The following is an 18771-nucleotide window of genomic DNA, read 5'->3' as shown; positions in this document are numbered from 1 at the left end:
AAAAGTAGATAATTAGTCCGTATGGACTAATGGTTTAGTGCAAAGCTGGCTTATTACCTAGTGCCATTCTGCTAAAATACCCCATTAATTAACTTACCTAATTTTTGTGGCCAAAGATTAAAAGATATAATTTTTTAGATAAATGATAGTCAGGATTTAATAATGATAAAGAAAGTCACAAAAGCTGTCTTTCCTGTTGCTGGTTTGGGTACACGCTTTTTGCCTGCGACTAAGGCTAACCCTAAAGAGATGTTACCCATTGTTGATAAGCCTTTAATTCAATATGCGGTAGAGGAGGCAATTGCCGCCGGAATTACAGATCTTATTTTCATTACCGGTCGTAACAAGCGCTCTATATCAGACCATTTTGATATGGCTTATGAGTTAGAAAGCGAGCTAGAGCGTGCCGGTAAGACTGCATTGCTGAAAGTTGTGCAAAGCATTGTGCCTAGCCATGTTAATTGTATTTATATCCGTCAAACTCAGGCGTTGGGTTTGGGGCACGCAGTACGCTTAGCTAAGCCTGTGGTAAATAATGAGCCTTTTGCCGTGTTGCTGGCGGATGATTTGCTGGATGGTAAGGTTTCCATCGTGAAGCAAATGGTAGACGCTTACGACTATTATCGTTGCTCACTATTAGGCGTAGAAAATGTACCAAGTGATCAAACTAAAAGCTACGGTATTGTTGCGACCACACCACTTAACGAACGGATTGAGCAGGTGTCCGCGATTGTTGAAAAACCAGATCCTAAAGATGCGCCATCGACATTAGCTGTGGTCGGGCGTTATATTTTAACGCCTAGAATCTTCCACCACTTAGATAACGTGCAGGCTGGTAAAGGTGGTGAAATACAGTTAACGGATGCTATCTCAGCATTGTTGACCGAGGAGCAGGTGCTGGCTTATCGTTATGAAGGCACGCGCTATGATTGTGGCTCTAAGTTTGGTTATTTAGAGGCAAATATCAAGCTTGGTTTGAGACACCCTGAAGTGGGTGCCGAGTTACGTGCTTTGATTGAGTCTCTTCAATTAGAACACGTTGCTACTAAATCGAAGAGTGCATAATTACTTTATTACGATTAGCGCACAATGAAAAAGCCCCGAATTTTCGGGGCTTTTTTATGCGAAGACTACTGAATTACAGTGAGCGACGACGACGTGCTACAAAACCCATTAAGCCCAAACCAGCTAACATCATGGCATACGTGTCTGCTTCAGGTACTGGTGATACGTTAATGCCACCAGCGTATGAACCGCCTAGTGTGCCGGTCGCATTACCTGTGACTAATAAGTGGTAATCGCCAGCACCTAATGCAGTAGCGCTAAAATCAGTGCCACTTAGGCCTAGGTCTGTAGTACCTTTAAATAATGATAGAGTTAAGCCAGTAATATCAAGACGAGTAATTTTACCAACTTTAACAAAAATAGAGCCAACACCGAAATCTGTGTCGCTAGTGCCTGCTAAGCTGAAGTTGATGGTGTCTGAGAAGCTACCTTTAGCTACAGAGTAGCTGCCAAACTCTGTGTAATCGCTTGATAATGTACCTAAGTTGTAGGTAGCCGCTTGTGCGTTAGAAACCGCAGCAAATATTGCAGCACCGATAAGTAGTTGTTTTACAAGTTTCATTATTATTCCCTTTATTTAACTTAAAAAGTAAAATTTTCTGTTGATACGATTAGAACTGATATCAAGTAATGGGACAATAGGTCGATTGGACTAACGGGCGTTGTGGTAGTCGGTAATACGCAAATAGAATGCTTGAGTTTTGGCGTTTGTATTCAGTGAGTGGTGCACTAGACTTTACGTTAAATATCCGTTGCGGTAAGCATAGTGCAAGGCGCTAAGCTTAACACATCATTTAATTTGCTGAATCGCTTTGGCAGACTCATTAATCAGTTTGGAAATGAGTGTTTCGTCAGGCTTGGAAACTAAGTCTTGAGCGGACCCTTTTGCACCGGTAGGGCTGATTTTAAACGTACTTTTTTCCGTTACTTCTTCAAGTTTATATTCACCTTGGCAAGCTCTGCAGTAGGTTAAGTCACCTTTTTTAGCGTGGCTTTGCACAACAATGGTGGGGCCACACATTAAGCAATCATGTAAAGGTATACCTTCATCAGAATGCCCTACGATATGGCTTAATTGATCACTATCGGCCAACTGTAATAGATATTCACTAAATTCTGGGTCAAACTGCGTGCCGATGTTTGCTTTAATGATAGAAAGTGCTTTTTCTATGGGCATGCCTTGTCTATATGGTCTGGTGCTGGTCATGGCATCAAATGCGTCGCATACGCCGATGATTTTTGCGACAACTGGGATTTGAGTACGCTGGAGGCCTGAAGGGTAGCCTCGGCCATCAGGTGTTTCATGGTGCATGTAAATGGCATCGATAGCTAGAGATGCTAATGGATGGCCTGCTATCATTCTTCTGCCGATATCCGGATGCGTTTTTATCACCGCATATTCTTCATCTGTGAGTTTATCTTTTTTGCTAAGTATGGCATCGGGGATGCCCACTTTACCTAAATCATGAAGAAATCCGCCAATCGAGATTTTGGCGGTTTCAATAGCAGAAATGCCAGCTTGGTGTGCAAGCAGTTGCGCGAAGCGGGCAACTCGCCAAAGATGGCCGCCGGTATATGGGTCTCTGGCTTCTACTACCCATGCCATTACCATTAAGCTTGCAAGAACTTTCTCGTGATTATCTAGCTGCAGTGATTGCGGCTTAAAGTGAGAGAGTAGTGGTTTTAAAAGTTGCATTTAGCGCTCCGCTGTTAACAATTGTTAGGTGGTGATATTTAGTCTGCAAGAACCGTTAATCCTTACATCAATCTTAATTCTAATCAAATGTTAGAAAGCACTATGGTTGGTGAGTTAGTCTATTGGGGTTTACGGTTTTACCAGTTGATTGACTGGCCATCATAGGCAATAAAGCAGCCGGTGTTGCTCAGCTTTAAATACTCAATCACGCGTCGCATGCCTGCAACGCTGGTTTTAGTGTCAATCAACGCATTGCTGCCACCCATATCGGTTTGCACCCAGCCTGGGTGCAATATCACCACCGAGATTCCTTGCGGCTGCAGGTCTGTAGCTAGGCTTTTCATTACCATATTAGCTGCCGCTTTGGAGCTTCTGTAAATATAACTGCCGCCGCTAGTGTTATCGTCTATGCTGCCCATTTTGCTGGTGAGGGTGGCAATTTTTTTAAGACTGCTTTTTGCAATATGTGGTGTAAAAGCAGTGGCTATTTTATATGGTGAGATGCTGTTCACGGTGAACGCATCCAGCCAGTCATCGGTATTGATCTGATGGGTGCTGCTATCTGGGTAAATGCCCGCGTTATTAATCAGCACGTCAATTTTCTCATCTTTTAACTGCTGGGCTAGTGCATCAACTTGTGCAAAATCAGCAACATCTAATGTGAATATTTGGATGTTGCTATATGTGTTTGCCAATTCTTGTAAAGCGCTTGCCTGCTTTGGCACACGGCAACAGGCCAGTACCCGCCAGCCATCTTTTGCATATTGCTTGGTAAATTCTAAACCTAAGCCACGGTTGGCGCCGGTGATGAGTACCTGATAATTTTCTGACATCAATAACTCCTGTTTACTCATGTGATGAGTAAAGTAATTTAATGGATTTTCTGGATTTTAGATTCCATCATTTACAAATGTAGATTGTTGCGTAAAAACTCAACAAAAGACGTCAGTTTAGGTGCTAACTGCCGCTCGCTCGGATATACCGCGTGGATGGGGCGCGCCGGTGGTAGATAGTCGTGCATCAGCTCAACTAAGTGGCCAGATTCAATATCTTTTCTCATCAGTTCCTTGGGCATCATAATAATGCCTATCCCTTTTACTGCGGCAGTTAATAATGCCTGTCCGTTATCAGACTCAAATCTTGGCACTTGTTCAAACTTAGCCCCCAATTGTTTTTGTATGAGCTGCCAGCCTCCTTGATGATGCCAGTTGGTAAAGCCTAAACATTGGTGTTTTATCAGCTCATCTGGTGTTGTTGGCGTTCCAGCCTTGGCTAGGTAATTTGGAGAGGCACAAATGGCTACTTCAAACATTGATAGCTTTCTGGCGATGAGCGTAGAGTCTTTCAGTTCGCCAATACGAATCGCTACATCAAATCCTTCTTCTACCAAGTCTACATAACGGTCGGTGAGTGATAAGGAGATATTGACCTCAGGGTATTGATTTAGGTAATCACAAACTAACGGCGTTAGTGTGAGTGAGCCAAACCATATAGAGGCATTCACCTTGAGATGCCCTCTGGGATTGCTGCCCATCGCCTCGGCACCTGCTTCTGCATCATTAATCTGGCCTAGTATTTTTTTGCAGTTATCGTAATAGTTTTTCCCGATTTCGGTGAGGTTCTGTTTACGAGTTGTTCTAGCTAATAAAGTTGCACCCAAGCGCTGTTCTAATGCAGTGATGTGTTTGCTCACCATGGCTGGTGTAATTTTAAATACTTCTGCAGCGGCAGAGAAACTGCCTAACTCTACGGCTGATACAAAGACTTCCATGCCTAGTAGCCTATCCATATTTGATACTCCTGGTTAAATATGTTTTGACTATTATAGTATTTATTGTCATTAATAATGCGCTCAGAATGGCATCCGTAACGTAGATTCACTTCAAAATTAGGAGACATCATGAAAGTATTATTAGTAGGCGCATCAGGCACTATCGGCAAGGCTATCATCCAAGAGTTCGCCCCTCGCCATGAAATTATTGAAGCAGGTAAAAATCATGGTCAGCACCAAGTGGATATCACCAATATAGATAGTGTGCGTGCGTTGTTTAGCAAAGTAGGCAAGGTAGATGCCATTATCGCGGCCGCAGGTAATGTGCATTGGGGTTCATTTAATGAGATGACGGCGGATGAGTTTCGTGTCGGTTTAAATGAGAAGTTAATGGGGCAAGTGAATTTAACGCTGGTTGGTCAAGACTTTTTGAACGATGGCGGCTCTATCACCTTAACCAGTGGTAGCTTGAGCCATGACCCATATGTGGGTGGTGCAGCCTTTACAACAGTAAATTCTGCCGTAGATGGTTTTATTCGTGGCGTTGCCGTCGAGCTTAGTCGTGATTGTCGCATTAATTCGGTGAGCCCGAATGTGCTGGAGGAGTCATGGGCTATTTACGGTGGTGGTGTGCCTGGTACTACCCCTGTGCCAGCAGCTAAAGTAGCGCTTGCATACCGTAAGAGCGTAGAAGGTCGTCAATCAGGCGAAACTTATCGCGTTTGGTAAGATGCATACAGTTGGCAGTCACTGTGGCTGCCAACTGTATTTGCACTGTACGAGGGCATATGCCTAGCTGAAATTAACTTCACTCAGTGTTTTAGCCAAATAATCAAATAGCACACGGACACGTTCTGCAACCGGGCCACGCTGTGGGCGGTAAACATAAACACCCCAAGGGGCGGGTGATTGATCTTCTAGCACGGTAACCAGCTGACCAGATTTAATGTATTGCTCACATATAAAGTTAGGGAGTTGTCCATAACCGATGCCGGCTAGCACCGCAGCAAGTTCAGCCTTGATGTCATCTGTGATGAACGCTGGTGCGCTAGGAAAGCAATCAGGTTCGTCCGCAAAAGTCCAAGACCACATTCTGCCTGTGTTTTGGTCGATAAGCCCTGTGTAGGGCATGGTGCATAGGTCGTTCACTTGTTGGGGCGCACCGGTCTTTGCAATGAGTGCAGGGGCGCCCACGATGTGAAATTTAATTTCATTCACGCGCCGAGCAACGTTTCGATTATTGCTAAAAAAACCGATACGCACGCCTATGTCCATTTGGTCTGCCACGACATTATCAATCAGATTGGAAAATCTTAAATCGAGTTGAATGTTGGGGTACTCTTTGGCGAAGGCGGTGAGTGCTGGTAGAAGGTATTGCTGGCCAAATGTATTTGGCATAGTAATCTTTACCGTGCCTTCTATTGCCTGCGGCGTATCTGCATGCTGATTAAGCTGAAATAATGTATCCACCTGCTCAAGCACCTCTTCACTTTTGAGCGCCATTTGCTTACCAAATTCGGTAATGGTAGTGTTACGTGTACTTCTATAAAACAATGGTTCACCTAGGCGCTCTTCAAGCTCTTTGATGGCGCGGGTGACAGATTGTGGTGAGATGCCTAGCCTAATAGAGGCTTCTTTAAAGTTTGAAGATTCAGCTACGGCTTTAAATATGCGTAGCATTTCTAATTGATTTTGCATGGGTTATGTAATTCATTAATCTGGAATTATCAATTCCAGATTATTCCATATAATGATAGCGAACAGTATGCGATAGTGCTATTTTTGCATAAATTGTTATAAGTGTTAGAACGGTAGTTTTTGCATCAGTTTATAAAAATCAATATTAAAACAACAGATTAGAGGGTGACCATCATGATTACTTTGAATATCAATGGTAAAGAACAGCAGTTGGACGTGTCTGATGATATGCCAATTTTATGGGCATTAAGAGATGTTTTGCATATGACTGGTACCAAATTTGGTTGCGGCATGGCGCAGTGCGGTGCATGCACTGTGCATGTAGATGGGCAGCCTACACGCTCATGTATTACGCCTATCTCTGCGGCGGTAGGTAAAAAAATCGTGACGATTGAAGATGTGCAGAACGATAAAGTGGGCCAAGCGGTGCAGGCTGCATGGAGTGAAATTGATGTTGTGCAGTGTGGTTATTGTCAGTCTGGCCAAATTATGGCGGCAACAGCTTTACTCACTACAAATCACGCCCCCACTGATGCCGATATTGATGCAGCCATGAGCGGTAATATCTGTCGTTGCGGCACTTATCCGCGTATCCGTGCAGCGATTCATGCTGCTGCCAACAAGCTAGTTTAAGGAGCCATCACATGAACTCCCCTTTAAATATCTCAAGACGCACTTTCCTGAAAGCTTCTGCACTTGCAGTTGGCGGTTTGGTGATTGCATTCTCTATCCCTACAGCTAAACGCTTTTTAATGCCTGGCGCAGGAAAAGCGGCTGAAGGCACCGCTGAGGCAAAACTGCCAGCGCCTAATGCCTTTTTGCGTATAGGTACCGATAACACCATTACCGTCATGCTTGCCCACAGCGAGATGGGGCAAAGCATATGGACAACCTTACCTATGCTGATTGCAGAAGAGTTGGATGCAGACTGGAGCAAGATTAAAGTTGAACACGCAGAAGCTGCACCTGCTTACGTACATACGGCGTATGGTATTCAAATCACAGGCGGTTCTTCTACCACTTGGTCTGAGTTTGACCGCTACCGTCAGGCTGGCGCATTGACACGTCAGCTGTTGATCGCTGCGGCAGCTGAAAAATTAGGCGTGCCTGCCGCTAACCTTAAAACTGAAAATGGTTTTGTGATTAACGGTGATAGCAAAGTGAGCTACGGTGAGCTCACCGAGATTGCCGCTAAATTAGAAACACCTAAAACCGTAGTACTGAAAGACCCTAAAGACTGGAAAGTGATTGGTAAAGCGACTAAGCGCTTAGACGGTCCAGAAAAAATCAACGGTACTGCGGTGTTTGGTCAGGATATTCATTTTGATGGACTGATGACTGCCATGGTGGCACGCTCCCCAGTATTTGGTGGCACGGTTAAATCGTTTGATGCCAGTGCAGCTAAGCAAGTGAAAGGTGTGCGTGATGTCGTGCAAGTGCCAACTGGCGTGGCAGTGATTGCTGATCATTACTGGGCGGCTAAACAAGGGCGTGATGCGTTAAAGGTTGAGTGGGACTTAGGTGCTAATGCCAATTTAGATTCAGCCGTGATGCTCACTGAGTACAGAGCGTTAGCTACCAAGCCGGGTTTAGTCGCGGCGCAACAAGGGGATAGCAAAGCAGAATTACCTAAAGCGGCGAAAACTATCGAGGCTGAATACGCATTGCCATACTTAGCGCACTCGCCGATGGAACCGTTAAACTGTTCAGTACGTATTGATAAAGATGCTTGTGAAATTTGGACAGGTACGCAGATGCAGAGTACAGACCAGCAAGCCGCGGCAAAAATATTGGGTTTAAAGCCAGAGCAGGTCAAAATTCATACGATGTTCCTTGGTGGTGGTTTTGGGCGTCGCGCTAATCCTGCTGCAGATTTTGTGTCGGAAGCGGTACAGGTGGCCAAAGCTGCAGGTGTGCCGGTGAAAACAGTGTGGAGCCGTGAGGATGATGTACATGGCGGTTATTACCGTCCTATGTATTTGCATCAAGCTAAAATCGGGGTGAATGCAGATGGCTCACCTGTGGCTTGGGAGCAAGTGACGGTGGGGCAGTCTATTATGCTGGGCACACCGTTTGAAGCCTTTATGATTAAAAACGGCGTGGATGCTACTTCGGTAGAAGGCATTGCCGATTCGCCGTATCTCAAGAGCATCCCTAACTATCATGTGAGCTTGCATACGGTAAAAGCGACGATCCCTGTGCTGTGGTGGCGCTCTGTAGGCCATAGCCATTCAGCTTTTGTGATGGAAAGCCTGATTGATGAGCTTGCACATAATGCGAAGAAAGATCCCTTGGACTATCGCCGCGAGCTGTTAAAAGATCATCCACGTCATCTAGCTGCCCTGAATTTAGCCGCAGAAAAAGCTGACTGGGGTAAGCCTTTGCCTAAAGGTATGTTCCGTGGCATTGCCGTGCATGAGTCATTTGGCAGTTTTGTCGCGCAAGTGGCCGAGGTGTCGGTGAACGAGGGGGTGGTAAAAGTGCACCGTATGGTCTGTGCGATTGATTGCGGCTTGGCAGTTAACCCAGACTCGTTGAAAGCGCAAATGGAGTCATCCATTTCTTTTGGTTTGGGCGCTGCGCTGCAAAGTGAAATTACCTTTAAGGAAGGTAAAGTGCAGCAGTCTAACTTCCATGATTATTTAGTGCTGCGCATGAAGGATATGCCTAAGGTGGATGTACATATCGTGCTAAGTACCGAGAAAATGGGAGGCGTTGGTGAGCCTGGCTTGCCGCCGGTAGCACCAGCAGTGACTAATGCTATTTTCGCGGCTACGGGTAAGCGTATTCGCCAATTGCCGATTGGCAACCAACTGGCTTAGTGTTGTGAAGTCTGCTGATTTAGAAGTATTAGAGCGCGCGCTTGATTGGCTAAACGATGGCCATCAAGCACACTTGTTTACCGTGGTGCAAACATGGGGTTCTGCCCCGCGTTTGCCCGGTGCGGTACTAGTGGTGCGCGATGATGGGCATTTAATTGGCTCGGTATCGGGTGGTTGCATTGAAGATGATTTAGCCGATAAAGCGCGTAACCAGGCGCTACCTAACCAGCCTAGTGTTATGGAGTACGGCATTAGTAGAGAAGACGCACAACGCTTTAGAATCCCCTGCGGTGGTAGTTTGCAGATCTTTGTGGAGCCCTTAAACCATGCATCACAGTTGCTGCCTATCGTACAAAACCTGCGTGGCCGTAAGCTCACCAAACGCTCAGTCCGTATTAGTACTGGCGAAATCAAACTGACAGAAGTATTACCAGAAGGTGCACCACGCATCGAGGGGGATTGGTTTCACACTTATTTTGGCCCGCAATGGCGCTTACTGATTATTGGTGCCAATCAGCTCGGCGCAACCTTGGCCAGTATGGCGCAAGCCTTAGATTTTGAGGTGCTGGTATGTGAACCGCGTCAGGAGATTCGGGACGAGTGGCATGTGGATGGCGTGACCTGGATGTATGGCATGCCGGATGATGTGGTTCTGGATATGGCGCCAGATGCGCACACTGCCATAGTGGCGGTAACGCACGACCCTAAGCTCGACGATATGGCTCTGCTTGAAGCGCTCAAGTCCGATGCGTTTTATGTGGGTGTGCTAGGCTCGCACAAAAATCAGGAAAAACGGCGGGTGCGTATGCGTATGTTTGAACTAAGCGATGCGGAAATCGCCACTATGCGCGGCCCGGTGGGCTTGCGTATCGGTAGTCGAACACCGGCAGAAATCGCTGTTGCCATTCTGGCTGAGTTGATTCAGGTGCGGGCGCAGCAAACCACGGTTGGATTAGCTAACGAGGTAAGCTGCGCGGCTTAGGGTTTTAAATTTCTAGCGTGTTCGATCTTTATAAATCTACACGCTTTAATTTGCTAAGTTGTTATTCTCTATACTCTAAATTCCTCACGCTCTAAATCTTGTAACGTATCAATATCTGCCAGTATGCCTGCATCCTCACATGGCAGCAGGCATATTGCGCTGGTATGGCGTTTGACGATAGCGCGAGCGCCTTCATCTCCCTTCAAGGCTTCCAGCTCACTGCGGTATTGTGCCGCAAAGGCAACTGGGTGTCCGCGTTGCCCATGATAAGTAGGTATCACGATAGACTCTCTATCATTTAACTTATTCGCAACCATGCGGATAGTAGTAGGTTGAATATACGGCATATCGGCTAGCGCAATCACAAAGCCCTGTTGGGCGGCCTCAAAGTTGGCTGAGTGACGGATGGCGGCGCATAAGCTATCGGCCATTTCCAACTCAGTTTCTTCGCATGCCAACACGTTGACACCAGCCTGTCGCAATAGCGTAGCGAGCGCGGTGTTGTCTGGCCGCACTACGGCGATACAATCGGGTACGGCCTGCATCAGGTTTTTTGCTGCAGCAAGTGCAATAGGGCGGCCATCTGCCATGGGCTGTAACAGCTTGTTGCTAGCGCCAAAGCGTCGAGAGAAGCCAGCTGCCAGTAAAATACCTATCATGAATAGTCCCTGTGTAATTACTTAAGTTTGGACACGGCTAGCTTGGCTAGGGTTAGTTGTGGCATAACCCTTCACTACAAGAAGTGAAATCCTAGGTGAGCCTTGGCTAGGCGATACCCATAGTCTTCAGTTTACGATAAAGAGTGTTGCGGCTGATGCCAAGCTGGCGTGCTACAGCAGAAACATTACCGGCTTCTGTCTGCATAGCTCGCCTGATGGCCTGATTGGTCAGGTCGTCTAAATCCACAGGGTTGGCTGTGGCGACATTGGCAATCAAACTTGGTTTGCTTAACGACATTTCGTCTATAAAGTCTTGTGTGAGGTGTAGCGTGCTAATGGCTGCACCATCTGCCAATGCTAAAGCCGTTCTGAGTACATTATGTAGCTGACGGATGTTACCAGGCCACGTATGCGCTTGGAATATGGCTCGTACTTCTGGTGTAATTTCTATAGCGCCCGCTTGCTCAATATTTAAAATGACATCAATTAGCGCTTGCAGATCGGAGCGTTCGCGCAAGGGTGGCAGTGCAACGCTTAGACCGTTGAGTCGGTAATACAAGTCGCTACGGAACTCACCACTCTCTACTTTTTCTTTCAGTTTCAGGTTGGTTGCACTAATCAGCGAAAAGTTTACAGGGATGGTTTTTGTGCTGCCCAATGGTGTAACGGTGCGCTCTTGCAGTACCCTCAGCAACCTGGCCTGCAATGAAAGCGGCATGTCGCCAATTTCATCTAAAAACAACGTACCGCCATTAGCCTGTTCAATTTTACCTGGGCTACCTTTGCGGCGTGCGCCGGTAAAGGCACCTTCTTCATAGCCAAACAGCTCGGCTTCAATCAACCCCTCTGGCAAAGCTGCACAATTGACTGCCACCCAAGGGCCTTTGTGCTGCGCACTGGCTTCGTGAATAGCACGTGCAAATAGCTCTTTGCCCACCCCGGTTTCCCCTTGAATCAGAATAGGAATATCGCGCGACAGTACTTGTTTGATTTGTTGCACCGCGCGTGAGATTTTGGCATCGCCACTATCCAGTAAATCTAAATTGGCAGCGCTGGTTCTTTTCACTGTAGCGGGTGGCGTGGTGCTAATCTGCGGCTTTTTATTCAGCGGCTCCATTTGTACATAAATGCGCGCGCCGTTATTGAGTCTTAATGGCACGATGAGTTTATCGGTGCTTCCAACCTGCCTAAGCAAGCTTGCAAATGGCACGTCAAACAGATTGTTGAAGTTAATAGCCTGCTGCGATGCGGTGTTGCTGGTGTTTAGGCTGAGTTGGAATTGCCCGCTGCGATTAGTCGCCACTAATTGGCCGCTGTCTGTAAAAATAGCTACACCTTCCCACAGGGTGCCGATAAACTCTGGGCGCGCATGGAAATGCAATGCAATCTCGCCTTTGTGGCTTGCCATAAACAAGCGGTTCTCAATCATCTGCGCAGACATCTTGACCAATGCTAATGTGTGCTGTTGCGACATATTGAAGTCGTTAGAAACATCCAACGTGGCAATCAGTTGATTCTCTGCTCCGAAAATTGGTACCGCAGAGCAACTGAGTGAATGGTGATATGCCATGAAGTGCTCAGCACCTTGCACCGTGAGTGCCGATTGCTCTATCAATACCGTGCCAATCGCGTTGGTGCCCCTATGGTTCTCGTTCCATGATGCGCCGGCAGATAAGGCAATACGTTGTTCTTCATTGAGAAAGTGATGGCCGCCTAAGCTATGCAGAATCACGCCTTCATCATCGGTCAGAATTACTACATTACGGGTATGGGCAATTTGCTCGTTGAGCGTTTCCATCTCAGGTTGTGCGAGCTTGAGTAGTTGCTGGTTTTTCTCACGTTTCAGTGCTAGTTCTTGTGCTGTGACAACTTCTAAACTTTGCGGCGAGTTTGTATCAATACCATTCGCCAGACAGCGTCGCCATGAGCGCTCAATCGCTTCTGCAATCGCCCCTTGCTCCACGCTGCCATTGCTTAAAAATTCTTGCCTGGCTTGCAGGATGGCGGGGGTGTTATCTGTTGCAGCATTACTCATATATTGGCTAATGACCTTAAATTAATTGAACACCTGTCACGTGACAACTGTTCAATTCTGACACAGTATTAAAAGTTAAATACCCCCAACGTTAAAAGAGTATTTATTTCCACGAAAGTTCTAGTTGATTGATTTTAAATAAATTTCCAATGAAATTTTATTTAAGTTTGCGGCTTTTTATTGTGTTGGCATGCCTGTTGCAATATTAGCACTGTTACCAATATCGTTTCAATGCATGAGATTAGTAATACAGAACTTAAATAATTTTATAATTTGGGGATGCAAAATGAATCATCTATTTAAACGTAAATTTGGCGTTAGCCTAGCTTTAAGTGCAGGCCTATTTGGCATGCTAAGTACTCCAGCTTTTGCTGAAGATGAATTATCAACACTAATGAAGGATGATAATCAGTGGGTGCACCCACGTAAAGATTTTAGTAATTCTGGCTACAGTCGCCTTAGCCAAATCAACAAAGGCAATGTGAAAAACATGAAGCTAGCCTGGTCTTTTGCCACCGGCGTTAACCGTGGCCATGAAGGCGCACCGTTAGTAGTAAACGGCGTAATGTATGTGCATACTGCATTCCCTAACAACGTTTATGCACTAGATCTGAACGACAACCAGAAAATACTTTGGTCTTATTTCCCGAAACAAGACCCATCAACACAGGCTTTGCTGTGCTGTGATAACGTTAACCGTGGTTTAGGCTATGGCGAAGGCAAGATTTTCCTGCAACAGAATGATGGTTTGTTAGTAGCCCTGGATGCTAAAACAGGTAAAAAACTATGGGATACACAAGTAACCAATCCTAAAGAAGGTGCATCAAACACAAATGCGCCACACGTGATTAAAGATAAAGTGATTACAGGCTGTTCAGGTGGCGAGTACGGCGTACGCTGCTATATCAGTGCTTATAACATTAAAGACGGTGCTTTGGTATGGCGTGCTTACAGCACAGGCTCAGATCAAGACGTTTTAATCGGTAATGATTTCAATAAAGATAATCCGCACTACAGCGCATTATCACTTTACCAAGATGTAAACGGTGGCAATAAAATTGGTGGTTCATTTAAAGCTTTACCTAAAGATCAATTGAAATTTCCTGAAAAAGACTTGGGCGTGAAAACTTGGTTGAAACCTCAGGCTAAAAAAGACGGCTGGCAAAACGGTGGTGGCCCTACTTGGGGTTGGTACTCATATGATCCAAAATTAAACCTGATGTACTACGGTACTGGTAACCCAAGTACTTGGAACCCAGATGTGCGTCCAGGTGACAACAAATGGTCGATGACTATTTTTGCACGCGATGTCGATACCGGTGAGGCTAAATGGGGTTATCAAATGACGCCGCATGACGAGTGGGATTACGACGGCATGAATGAAATCATCTTGTGGGAAGCTAAAGGTAAGAAATTGGCTAGCCACTTTGACCGTAACGGTTTTGGCTACACATTTGACCGTACCAATGGTTCATTGTTAGTTGCAAACAAAATGCATCCGTTTGTGAACTGGGCATTTAATGTAGATCTTAAAACTGGTATACCGAATAAAGATCCTAAATTCTCAACCCACCAGGATTACAACGCACAAGGCATTTGTCCTTCTGCACTTGGCGTAAAAGACCAACAGCCTGCTGCTTTCTCACCAAAAACTGGCATGTTCTACGTACCGCTTAACCATGTATGTATGACTTATGAGCCGGTAGAGTCTAAATACGTTGCCGGTCAGCCATGGGTAGGTTCAACCTTAACCATGTTCCCAGGCCCAGATGGCGTAATGGGTGGCTTTATGGCTTGGGATGGCTTAAAAGGCAAATCAGCTTGGTACAAAAAAGAGCAGTTCTCAGCTTGGGGCGGTGCACTTGTGACCTCTACCAACCTAGTGTTCTACGGTACATTAGACCGTTGGTTTAAAGCAGTAGATGCTAACAACGGTAAAGAGTTGTGGAAGTTCCAAGTCGGTTCAGGCGTGGTGGGTAATGCAATCACTTACAGCAATAAGGGTAAGCAATATGTTGGCGTGCTATCTGGTATTGGTGGCTGGGCTGGTGTTGCAATGAACCTGGGCCTAACTAATTCTACAGACGGCTTAGGTGCTGCAGGTGGTTATAAAGACCTAGTGAAATACAACGCTGCACCTGGCGGTGGCGCAATGAACGTATTTAGCCTGTAACTAAATTAAGCCATAAGGAAATAAACATGTATCAATTATTAAAGAAATCAGTGTTGTTAAGTGCATTGCTCTTGAGCGCGCAAGCAGCCCATGCTGCTGACCCAGCAGAAAGTCTTGCACAAAAAAGCGGATGTTTAATGTGTCATGGTATACAGAATGCCGTTCTTGGCCCAGCTTATAAAGATGTCGCCACCAAATATAAAGGTGATGCAGATGCAGAAGCGCGCTTGATTGCAAAAGTCAAAGCGGGTGGAGGAGGTGTTTGGGGCAAGATGGCGATGCCACCTAACAGCCCACAAGTAAAAGATGAAGACATTAAAACGATTGTGAAATGGATACTGAAACAGGCCTAGCTGTTTGAGTGCTCCATCATAAGGGAAAAGGGTCAACCGTGAGGTTGACCCTTTTTTTTGTGAGCTTCGCTATTTTTATAGTATGACTAGCTAAACTGTTACTAAGCTAGGCATGTCTCATAAAAATGCGGATGAACAAGACCTGGCGCATCAGATGCTTTAATCGGTACGTGATTTGGGCGGCTCTGCGCCTACTACGCGATTACGCCCGGATTGCTTGGCTAAATATAGCGCGGCATCTGCGCGTGGCAGTACGCTGTCTACAGACTCCCCGTGCACACGCTCGGCAACGCCCGCACTAAACGTAATGAGTACACGTTCATTATTGTGCAGGAAGAAATTTTTGGTGAGGTCGCGTTGCAGCCCGGAAACAACGGTGACGGCATCGTTCTGGTTGGAGCCCGGTAATAGAATCACAAACTCCTCGCCACCATAGCGTGCCAATACATCTGTGCTGCGTAAAATGCCTTTGACTACTTTAGATAAATGCGCCAGTGCTTTGTCACCCGTAGAGTGGCCCATGGTGTCATTGATTTTTTTAAAGTGGTCAACGTCCAGCATTGCCAGTGAGAGCGATGTGCCGTGCCTGTCTGAGCGTTCAAATTCGCGAATTAAGGCTTCATCCATCCCGCGCCTGTTGAGCGCGCCTGTGAGGAAGTCTTCGTGCGCAGCCTCGCTAATGTAATCTAACTTGAGGGTAAGCTCGTTAATTTTCTTTTCAGCCGCTTCAGCTTTCTTCTGTGATTCTAGTAGCGTCTCATGGTTGGCCTTGGCTTCAGTATTCATTTCACCAATATCATCTACTAAATGCTCTAGTATCGTATTGAGCTCACCAATGTCGTTAACGGCATTAATTTGATTGTGATACTCCTGAATCTTGTTCTGATAGGTGCCTGTAGACGAGGTGATGTCAGCTAATCTGCTAACAAAGGTGTTCACCATGCTTTTAAGTGTTTCTTTAGCTTCAATCAGGCCTGGTTTAATTTGTGCTTGTTTGAAGATAAGCTCTTTCAAGCTACTTTCGGCGTTATAGACGGTGTCAATTTTTAATGGCTTAGAAACAATCTCTTTAACAATGGCAATTTGTGCATGCAGCCACTCGTCCTCAATGGTCAGTTCAGCCATGCTGGAGACTAGTAAACGTAATATCTCAATCAGCGCCTCTTGCATTCTGCGCTGTGCGTCCGTTTGCATTTCCGCTCGCAGTAGAGTTGAGCGTAGTGTGCTGTTCAGATCTTCGATTTGCGCTAAGGTTTGCGCTGCTTCAGCCTCTTTAATTAATTCTTCCACTCGGTTTGCTGCACTAGGAGAGTCCGCGAATTTTGGCATGACAATAATTCGAATGGTTCTTACCAATATGTCGCGCCATGCAGCAGCAATATCTATATATGCCGAACTGCCGTTGTCGGGTGGTGGTGAGTGCTTAGTTGCTTGTACATCATGATGGTTAAGTGATGGTGTGTGACTGGCAGATATTTCAATGTCAGCTGCTTTGCCCTCACCCCATGAGGTGATGAGAGTCTGAATCTTTTCGGCCAGCTGGGCTGAATCGCTGCCAAATGTCGAAATAACGCGATTGAGTCCCTCACGTTTGTTTGAGATAGTAAGTTCGGTATGGTTAAGCTCTAGCTGTTTGAGTAAATAGCGTAGTAGCGGCCCCCACTGTATATCACTATCTTTATCTGCATCGTTAAGAATAAGTGCGCGCAGCTGTGTATCCAGATTAACCGCATCATTTTTTTCAATCAGATTCGGAATACGTTTTGCAATCGCTGCGTATTTAGGATGCTCTTTGCTTTTTTCTGCCAGTATTTTATTCAGAGTGGTATCTAGTAAAGCTTTGCTGCTAGGTGAGGTACCCCCTGCAATTTCATCGTAAACTCTACTGTAGTTTTCAGGCGTAGGCGGTTTCTGGCTCTTTGAGAGCTGAATTAAAGTTTGGCGAGCAATTTCAAGTGGTGTAAGTTTTTGTTCCATAAGATCCGACTGATTAATCCTTTTGGGTGATTGTTACATGATGTCACGCTTGTAACAAGCCACCATCTTACTCTGGAGTCAATTTAGCAACAATTATATTAAGTGAAAGAGTAAACGTTCGTCGCTTGGTCGTACAAATACTAAATCTAAAGACAAAAAAAATGACCCGATAAAGGGTCATTTTAAATGGATTCTTTAAGTACTAAATCTTCTGAATGTTAGAAGCTTGTTTACCTTTTGGTCCGTCAGTCACGTCGAAAGATACGCGTTCGTTTTCTTTCAAACTTTTGTAACCGCTATCATTGATAGCTGAGAAATGTGCGAATAAATCGTCACCGCCTGCGTCAGGAGTAATGAAACCAAAACCTTTAGAATCATTAAACCATTTTACTAAACCTGTTGCCATATCTTATTCCATACTTTTTAAAAAGGGAGGCACCCTGAAAGTTCGGGTTTTTAAATACAATCAATCTACGAAAGACTAAAAAATTAAAAATTCAAACGCCTACATTGCTTTTTACGGACAAATTGAGAAGCTGTCAAGCATAATTTACATTATCTTTGTAGGGTTATACTTGATAGTGATTAAAATCAGATACTTATTTAACTGATTGGCTTGCTAAATTATGCTTCAGAGGCTATAGTGCGCGTGCGTTAGGTAGTGCTTGCGTAAACTATTTTTATACTTAAATATCCCCAATGTTTTACGATTGCATCAACTTTTGATTCGCTTTTTGCTTTAACACGGGTTTTACATTATTTTGGAGCAAAGCAATGGCAAAAGAAGAGTTGATCGAAATGAGTGGCGTAGTAACAGAAATTTTGCCGGATTCGCGCTATCGCGTAACCCTGGATAACGGACATGTCTTGATTGCATATACCGGCGGTAAAATGAAAAAGAATCACATTCGTATTTTAGCGGGTGATAAGGTTACGCTGGAGCTATCACCTTATGATGTTAACAATGGTCGCATTACATTTAGACATATTGATAATCAGCATACTTTTACTCCTAGAAAAAGAACTTATTAAAAAAGCTTATTAAGCACATTGTTTGTCATTGTTCTGAATAGCTGATAAATTGGCGCTATGCAAAGAGGTTTTAATAAAAAACTGTTGTGGGTAATTGTGGTTTGGTTTGCAATATTGCAAGCCTTTATGCCATTTATCCACGCCCATGTGCAGGCGGATACCACTGCCTATGGACATGGCTTGCATATGCATGAGGCGGATTTGTTTCAACCGCTAGATACCGTACACACGCTTAAGAACGTGAATGATGTACAAGTGGTTGGCGTAGATAAAGCTCTAGTTAAAACCAAAAATCTAGAGGCATTGCCGGTGCCCCTGTTTTTGATGCTGTTTATTATTCCGTTGCTGGCAATCTCTATCAGGCGATATAAATATGCGTTTGTAGCGCATATTAGCATTCCTCCTTTTCTCCAGTCTGTCGCGGGACAGCGCGCTCCTCCCTACTTCTAAAAAATCAAGATTGAACACTCGTGCTGGTCGCGGGTGATTTTTTGCTTTTTTAGGATTG

18 protein-coding genes are annotated in these 18771 nt (G+C 45.2%); 9 read left to right on the top strand and 9 right to left on the bottom strand.

The genetic code is table 11. The features are described from left to right. Window positions 1–162 precede the first annotated feature (162 nt). Window positions 163–1065 carry a UTP--glucose-1-phosphate uridylyltransferase GalU gene (gene galU / locus MMOL_RS09030; protein ID WP_015832721.1) on the top strand — a complete coding sequence of 301 codons (903 nt, stop codon included), beginning with the start codon at window positions 163–165 and terminating at the stop codon, window positions 1063–1065. Between the two features lie 73 nt (window positions 1066–1138). Here galU and MMOL_RS09025 read toward each other — a convergent pair whose 3' ends face one another. From MMOL_RS09025 to MMOL_RS09010, 4 genes are all read right to left on the bottom strand, one after another. Next, window positions 1139–1627: an FxDxF family PEP-CTERM protein gene (locus tag MMOL_RS09025; RefSeq protein WP_015832720.1), complete on the bottom strand. Its 489-nt coding sequence runs from the start codon at window positions 1625–1627 to the stop codon at window positions 1139–1141. Window positions 1628–1855: 228 nt separating this feature from the next. Next, window positions 1856–2761, bottom strand: a complete 906-nt coding sequence (locus tag MMOL_RS09020) for an HD-GYP domain-containing protein (RefSeq protein ID WP_015832719.1) — start codon at window positions 2759–2761, stop codon at window positions 1856–1858. 137 nt (window positions 2762–2898) lie between these two features. Next, on the bottom strand, window positions 2899–3594 hold the full coding sequence (locus tag MMOL_RS09015; RefSeq protein ID WP_015832718.1) for an SDR family oxidoreductase: 696 nt from the start codon (window positions 3592–3594) through the stop codon (window positions 2899–2901). Window positions 3595–3665: 71 nt separating this feature from the next. Next, window positions 3666–4550: a LysR family transcriptional regulator gene (locus MMOL_RS09010; protein WP_015832717.1), complete on the bottom strand. Its 885-nt coding sequence runs from the start codon at window positions 4548–4550 to the stop codon at window positions 3666–3668. A gap of 111 nt (window positions 4551–4661) precedes the next feature. Here MMOL_RS09010 and MMOL_RS09005 point away from each other — a divergent pair, with 111 nt between their 5' ends. Next, window positions 4662–5261, top strand: coding sequence for a short chain dehydrogenase (locus tag MMOL_RS09005; protein WP_015832716.1), 600 nt, complete (start codon window positions 4662–4664; stop codon window positions 5259–5261). 63 nt (window positions 5262–5324) lie between these two features. On the opposite strand, the gene MMOL_RS09000 is transcribed toward MMOL_RS09005, so the two are convergent. Then, window positions 5325–6230, bottom strand: a complete 906-nt coding sequence (locus MMOL_RS09000) for a LysR family transcriptional regulator (protein WP_015832715.1) — start codon at window positions 6228–6230, stop codon at window positions 5325–5327. Between the two features lie 174 nt (window positions 6231–6404). Between MMOL_RS09000 and MMOL_RS08995 the strand changes: the two genes are divergently transcribed. From MMOL_RS08995 to MMOL_RS08985, 3 genes are read left to right on the top strand one after another with little or no spacing between them, the layout of a single operon-like run. Further along, complete coding sequence (locus MMOL_RS08995; RefSeq protein WP_015832714.1) at window positions 6405–6863, top strand: (2Fe-2S)-binding protein; 459 nt, start codon at window positions 6405–6407, stop codon at window positions 6861–6863. An 11-nt stretch (window positions 6864–6874) separates the two neighbouring features. Beyond that, a complete protein-coding gene (locus MMOL_RS08990) occupies window positions 6875–9052 on the top strand; it encodes a xanthine dehydrogenase family protein molybdopterin-binding subunit (RefSeq protein ID WP_015832713.1) in 2178 nt (725 codons plus the stop codon). Window positions 9053–9056: 4 nt separating this feature from the next. Beyond that, window positions 9057–10034: an XdhC family protein gene (locus MMOL_RS08985; RefSeq protein ID WP_041928804.1), complete on the top strand. Its 978-nt coding sequence runs from the start codon at window positions 9057–9059 to the stop codon at window positions 10032–10034. Between the two features lie 68 nt (window positions 10035–10102). On the opposite strand, the gene MMOL_RS08980 is transcribed toward MMOL_RS08985, so the two are convergent. Both MMOL_RS08980 and MMOL_RS08975 read right to left on the bottom strand, forming a co-directional pair. Further along, window positions 10103–10693: a nucleotidyltransferase family protein gene (locus MMOL_RS08980; RefSeq protein WP_015832711.1), complete on the bottom strand. Its 591-nt coding sequence runs from the start codon at window positions 10691–10693 to the stop codon at window positions 10103–10105. 106 nt (window positions 10694–10799) lie between these two features. Beyond that, window positions 10800–12728, bottom strand: a complete 1929-nt coding sequence (locus tag MMOL_RS08975) for a sigma-54-dependent Fis family transcriptional regulator (RefSeq protein ID WP_015832710.1) — start codon at window positions 12726–12728, stop codon at window positions 10800–10802. Window positions 12729–13014: 286 nt separating this feature from the next. Between MMOL_RS08975 and MMOL_RS08970 the strand changes: the two genes are divergently transcribed. Together MMOL_RS08970 and MMOL_RS08965 are read left to right on the top strand one after the other, a co-directional pair. Continuing rightward, a complete protein-coding gene (locus MMOL_RS08970; RefSeq protein WP_015832709.1) occupies window positions 13015–14901 on the top strand; it encodes a methanol/ethanol family PQQ-dependent dehydrogenase in 1887 nt (628 codons plus the stop codon). Window positions 14902–14927: 26 nt separating this feature from the next. Beyond that, entirely contained in the window at window positions 14928–15254 is a 327-nt protein-coding gene (locus MMOL_RS08965) for a c-type cytochrome (protein WP_015832708.1), read from the top strand. Window positions 15255–15413: 159 nt separating this feature from the next. Here MMOL_RS08965 and MMOL_RS08960 read toward each other — a convergent pair whose 3' ends face one another. Beyond that, window positions 15414–17231 (bottom strand): sensor domain-containing diguanylate cyclase, encoded by a 1818-nt coding sequence (locus MMOL_RS08960; RefSeq protein ID WP_015832707.1) that lies wholly within the window; start codon window positions 17229–17231, stop codon window positions 15414–15416. 202 nt (window positions 17232–17433) lie between these two features. Continuing rightward, window positions 17434–17637 (bottom strand): cold-shock protein, encoded by a 204-nt coding sequence (locus MMOL_RS08955; RefSeq protein ID WP_015832706.1) that lies wholly within the window; start codon window positions 17635–17637, stop codon window positions 17434–17436. Between the two features lie 368 nt (window positions 17638–18005). Here MMOL_RS08955 and infA point away from each other — a divergent pair, with 368 nt between their 5' ends. Together infA and MMOL_RS08945 are read left to right on the top strand one after the other, a co-directional pair. Then, window positions 18006–18263: a translation initiation factor IF-1 gene (gene infA / locus MMOL_RS08950; RefSeq protein WP_015832705.1), complete on the top strand. Its 258-nt coding sequence runs from the start codon at window positions 18006–18008 to the stop codon at window positions 18261–18263. 57 nt (window positions 18264–18320) lie between these two features. Further along, window positions 18321–18713 (top strand): hypothetical protein, encoded by a 393-nt coding sequence (locus MMOL_RS08945; RefSeq protein ID WP_015832704.1) that lies wholly within the window; start codon window positions 18321–18323, stop codon window positions 18711–18713. Window positions 18714–18771: the final 58 nt, after the last annotated feature.

Origin of the sequence: Methylotenera mobilis JLW8, from assembly GCF_000023705.1 — a bacterium.
In the GTDB taxonomy this organism is placed as follows: domain Bacteria; phylum Pseudomonadota; class Gammaproteobacteria; order Burkholderiales; family Methylophilaceae; genus Methylotenera; species Methylotenera mobilis.
The sequence above is the reverse complement of the archived record's forward strand: the minus strand, read 5'-3'. Positions and strand labels throughout refer to the sequence as shown.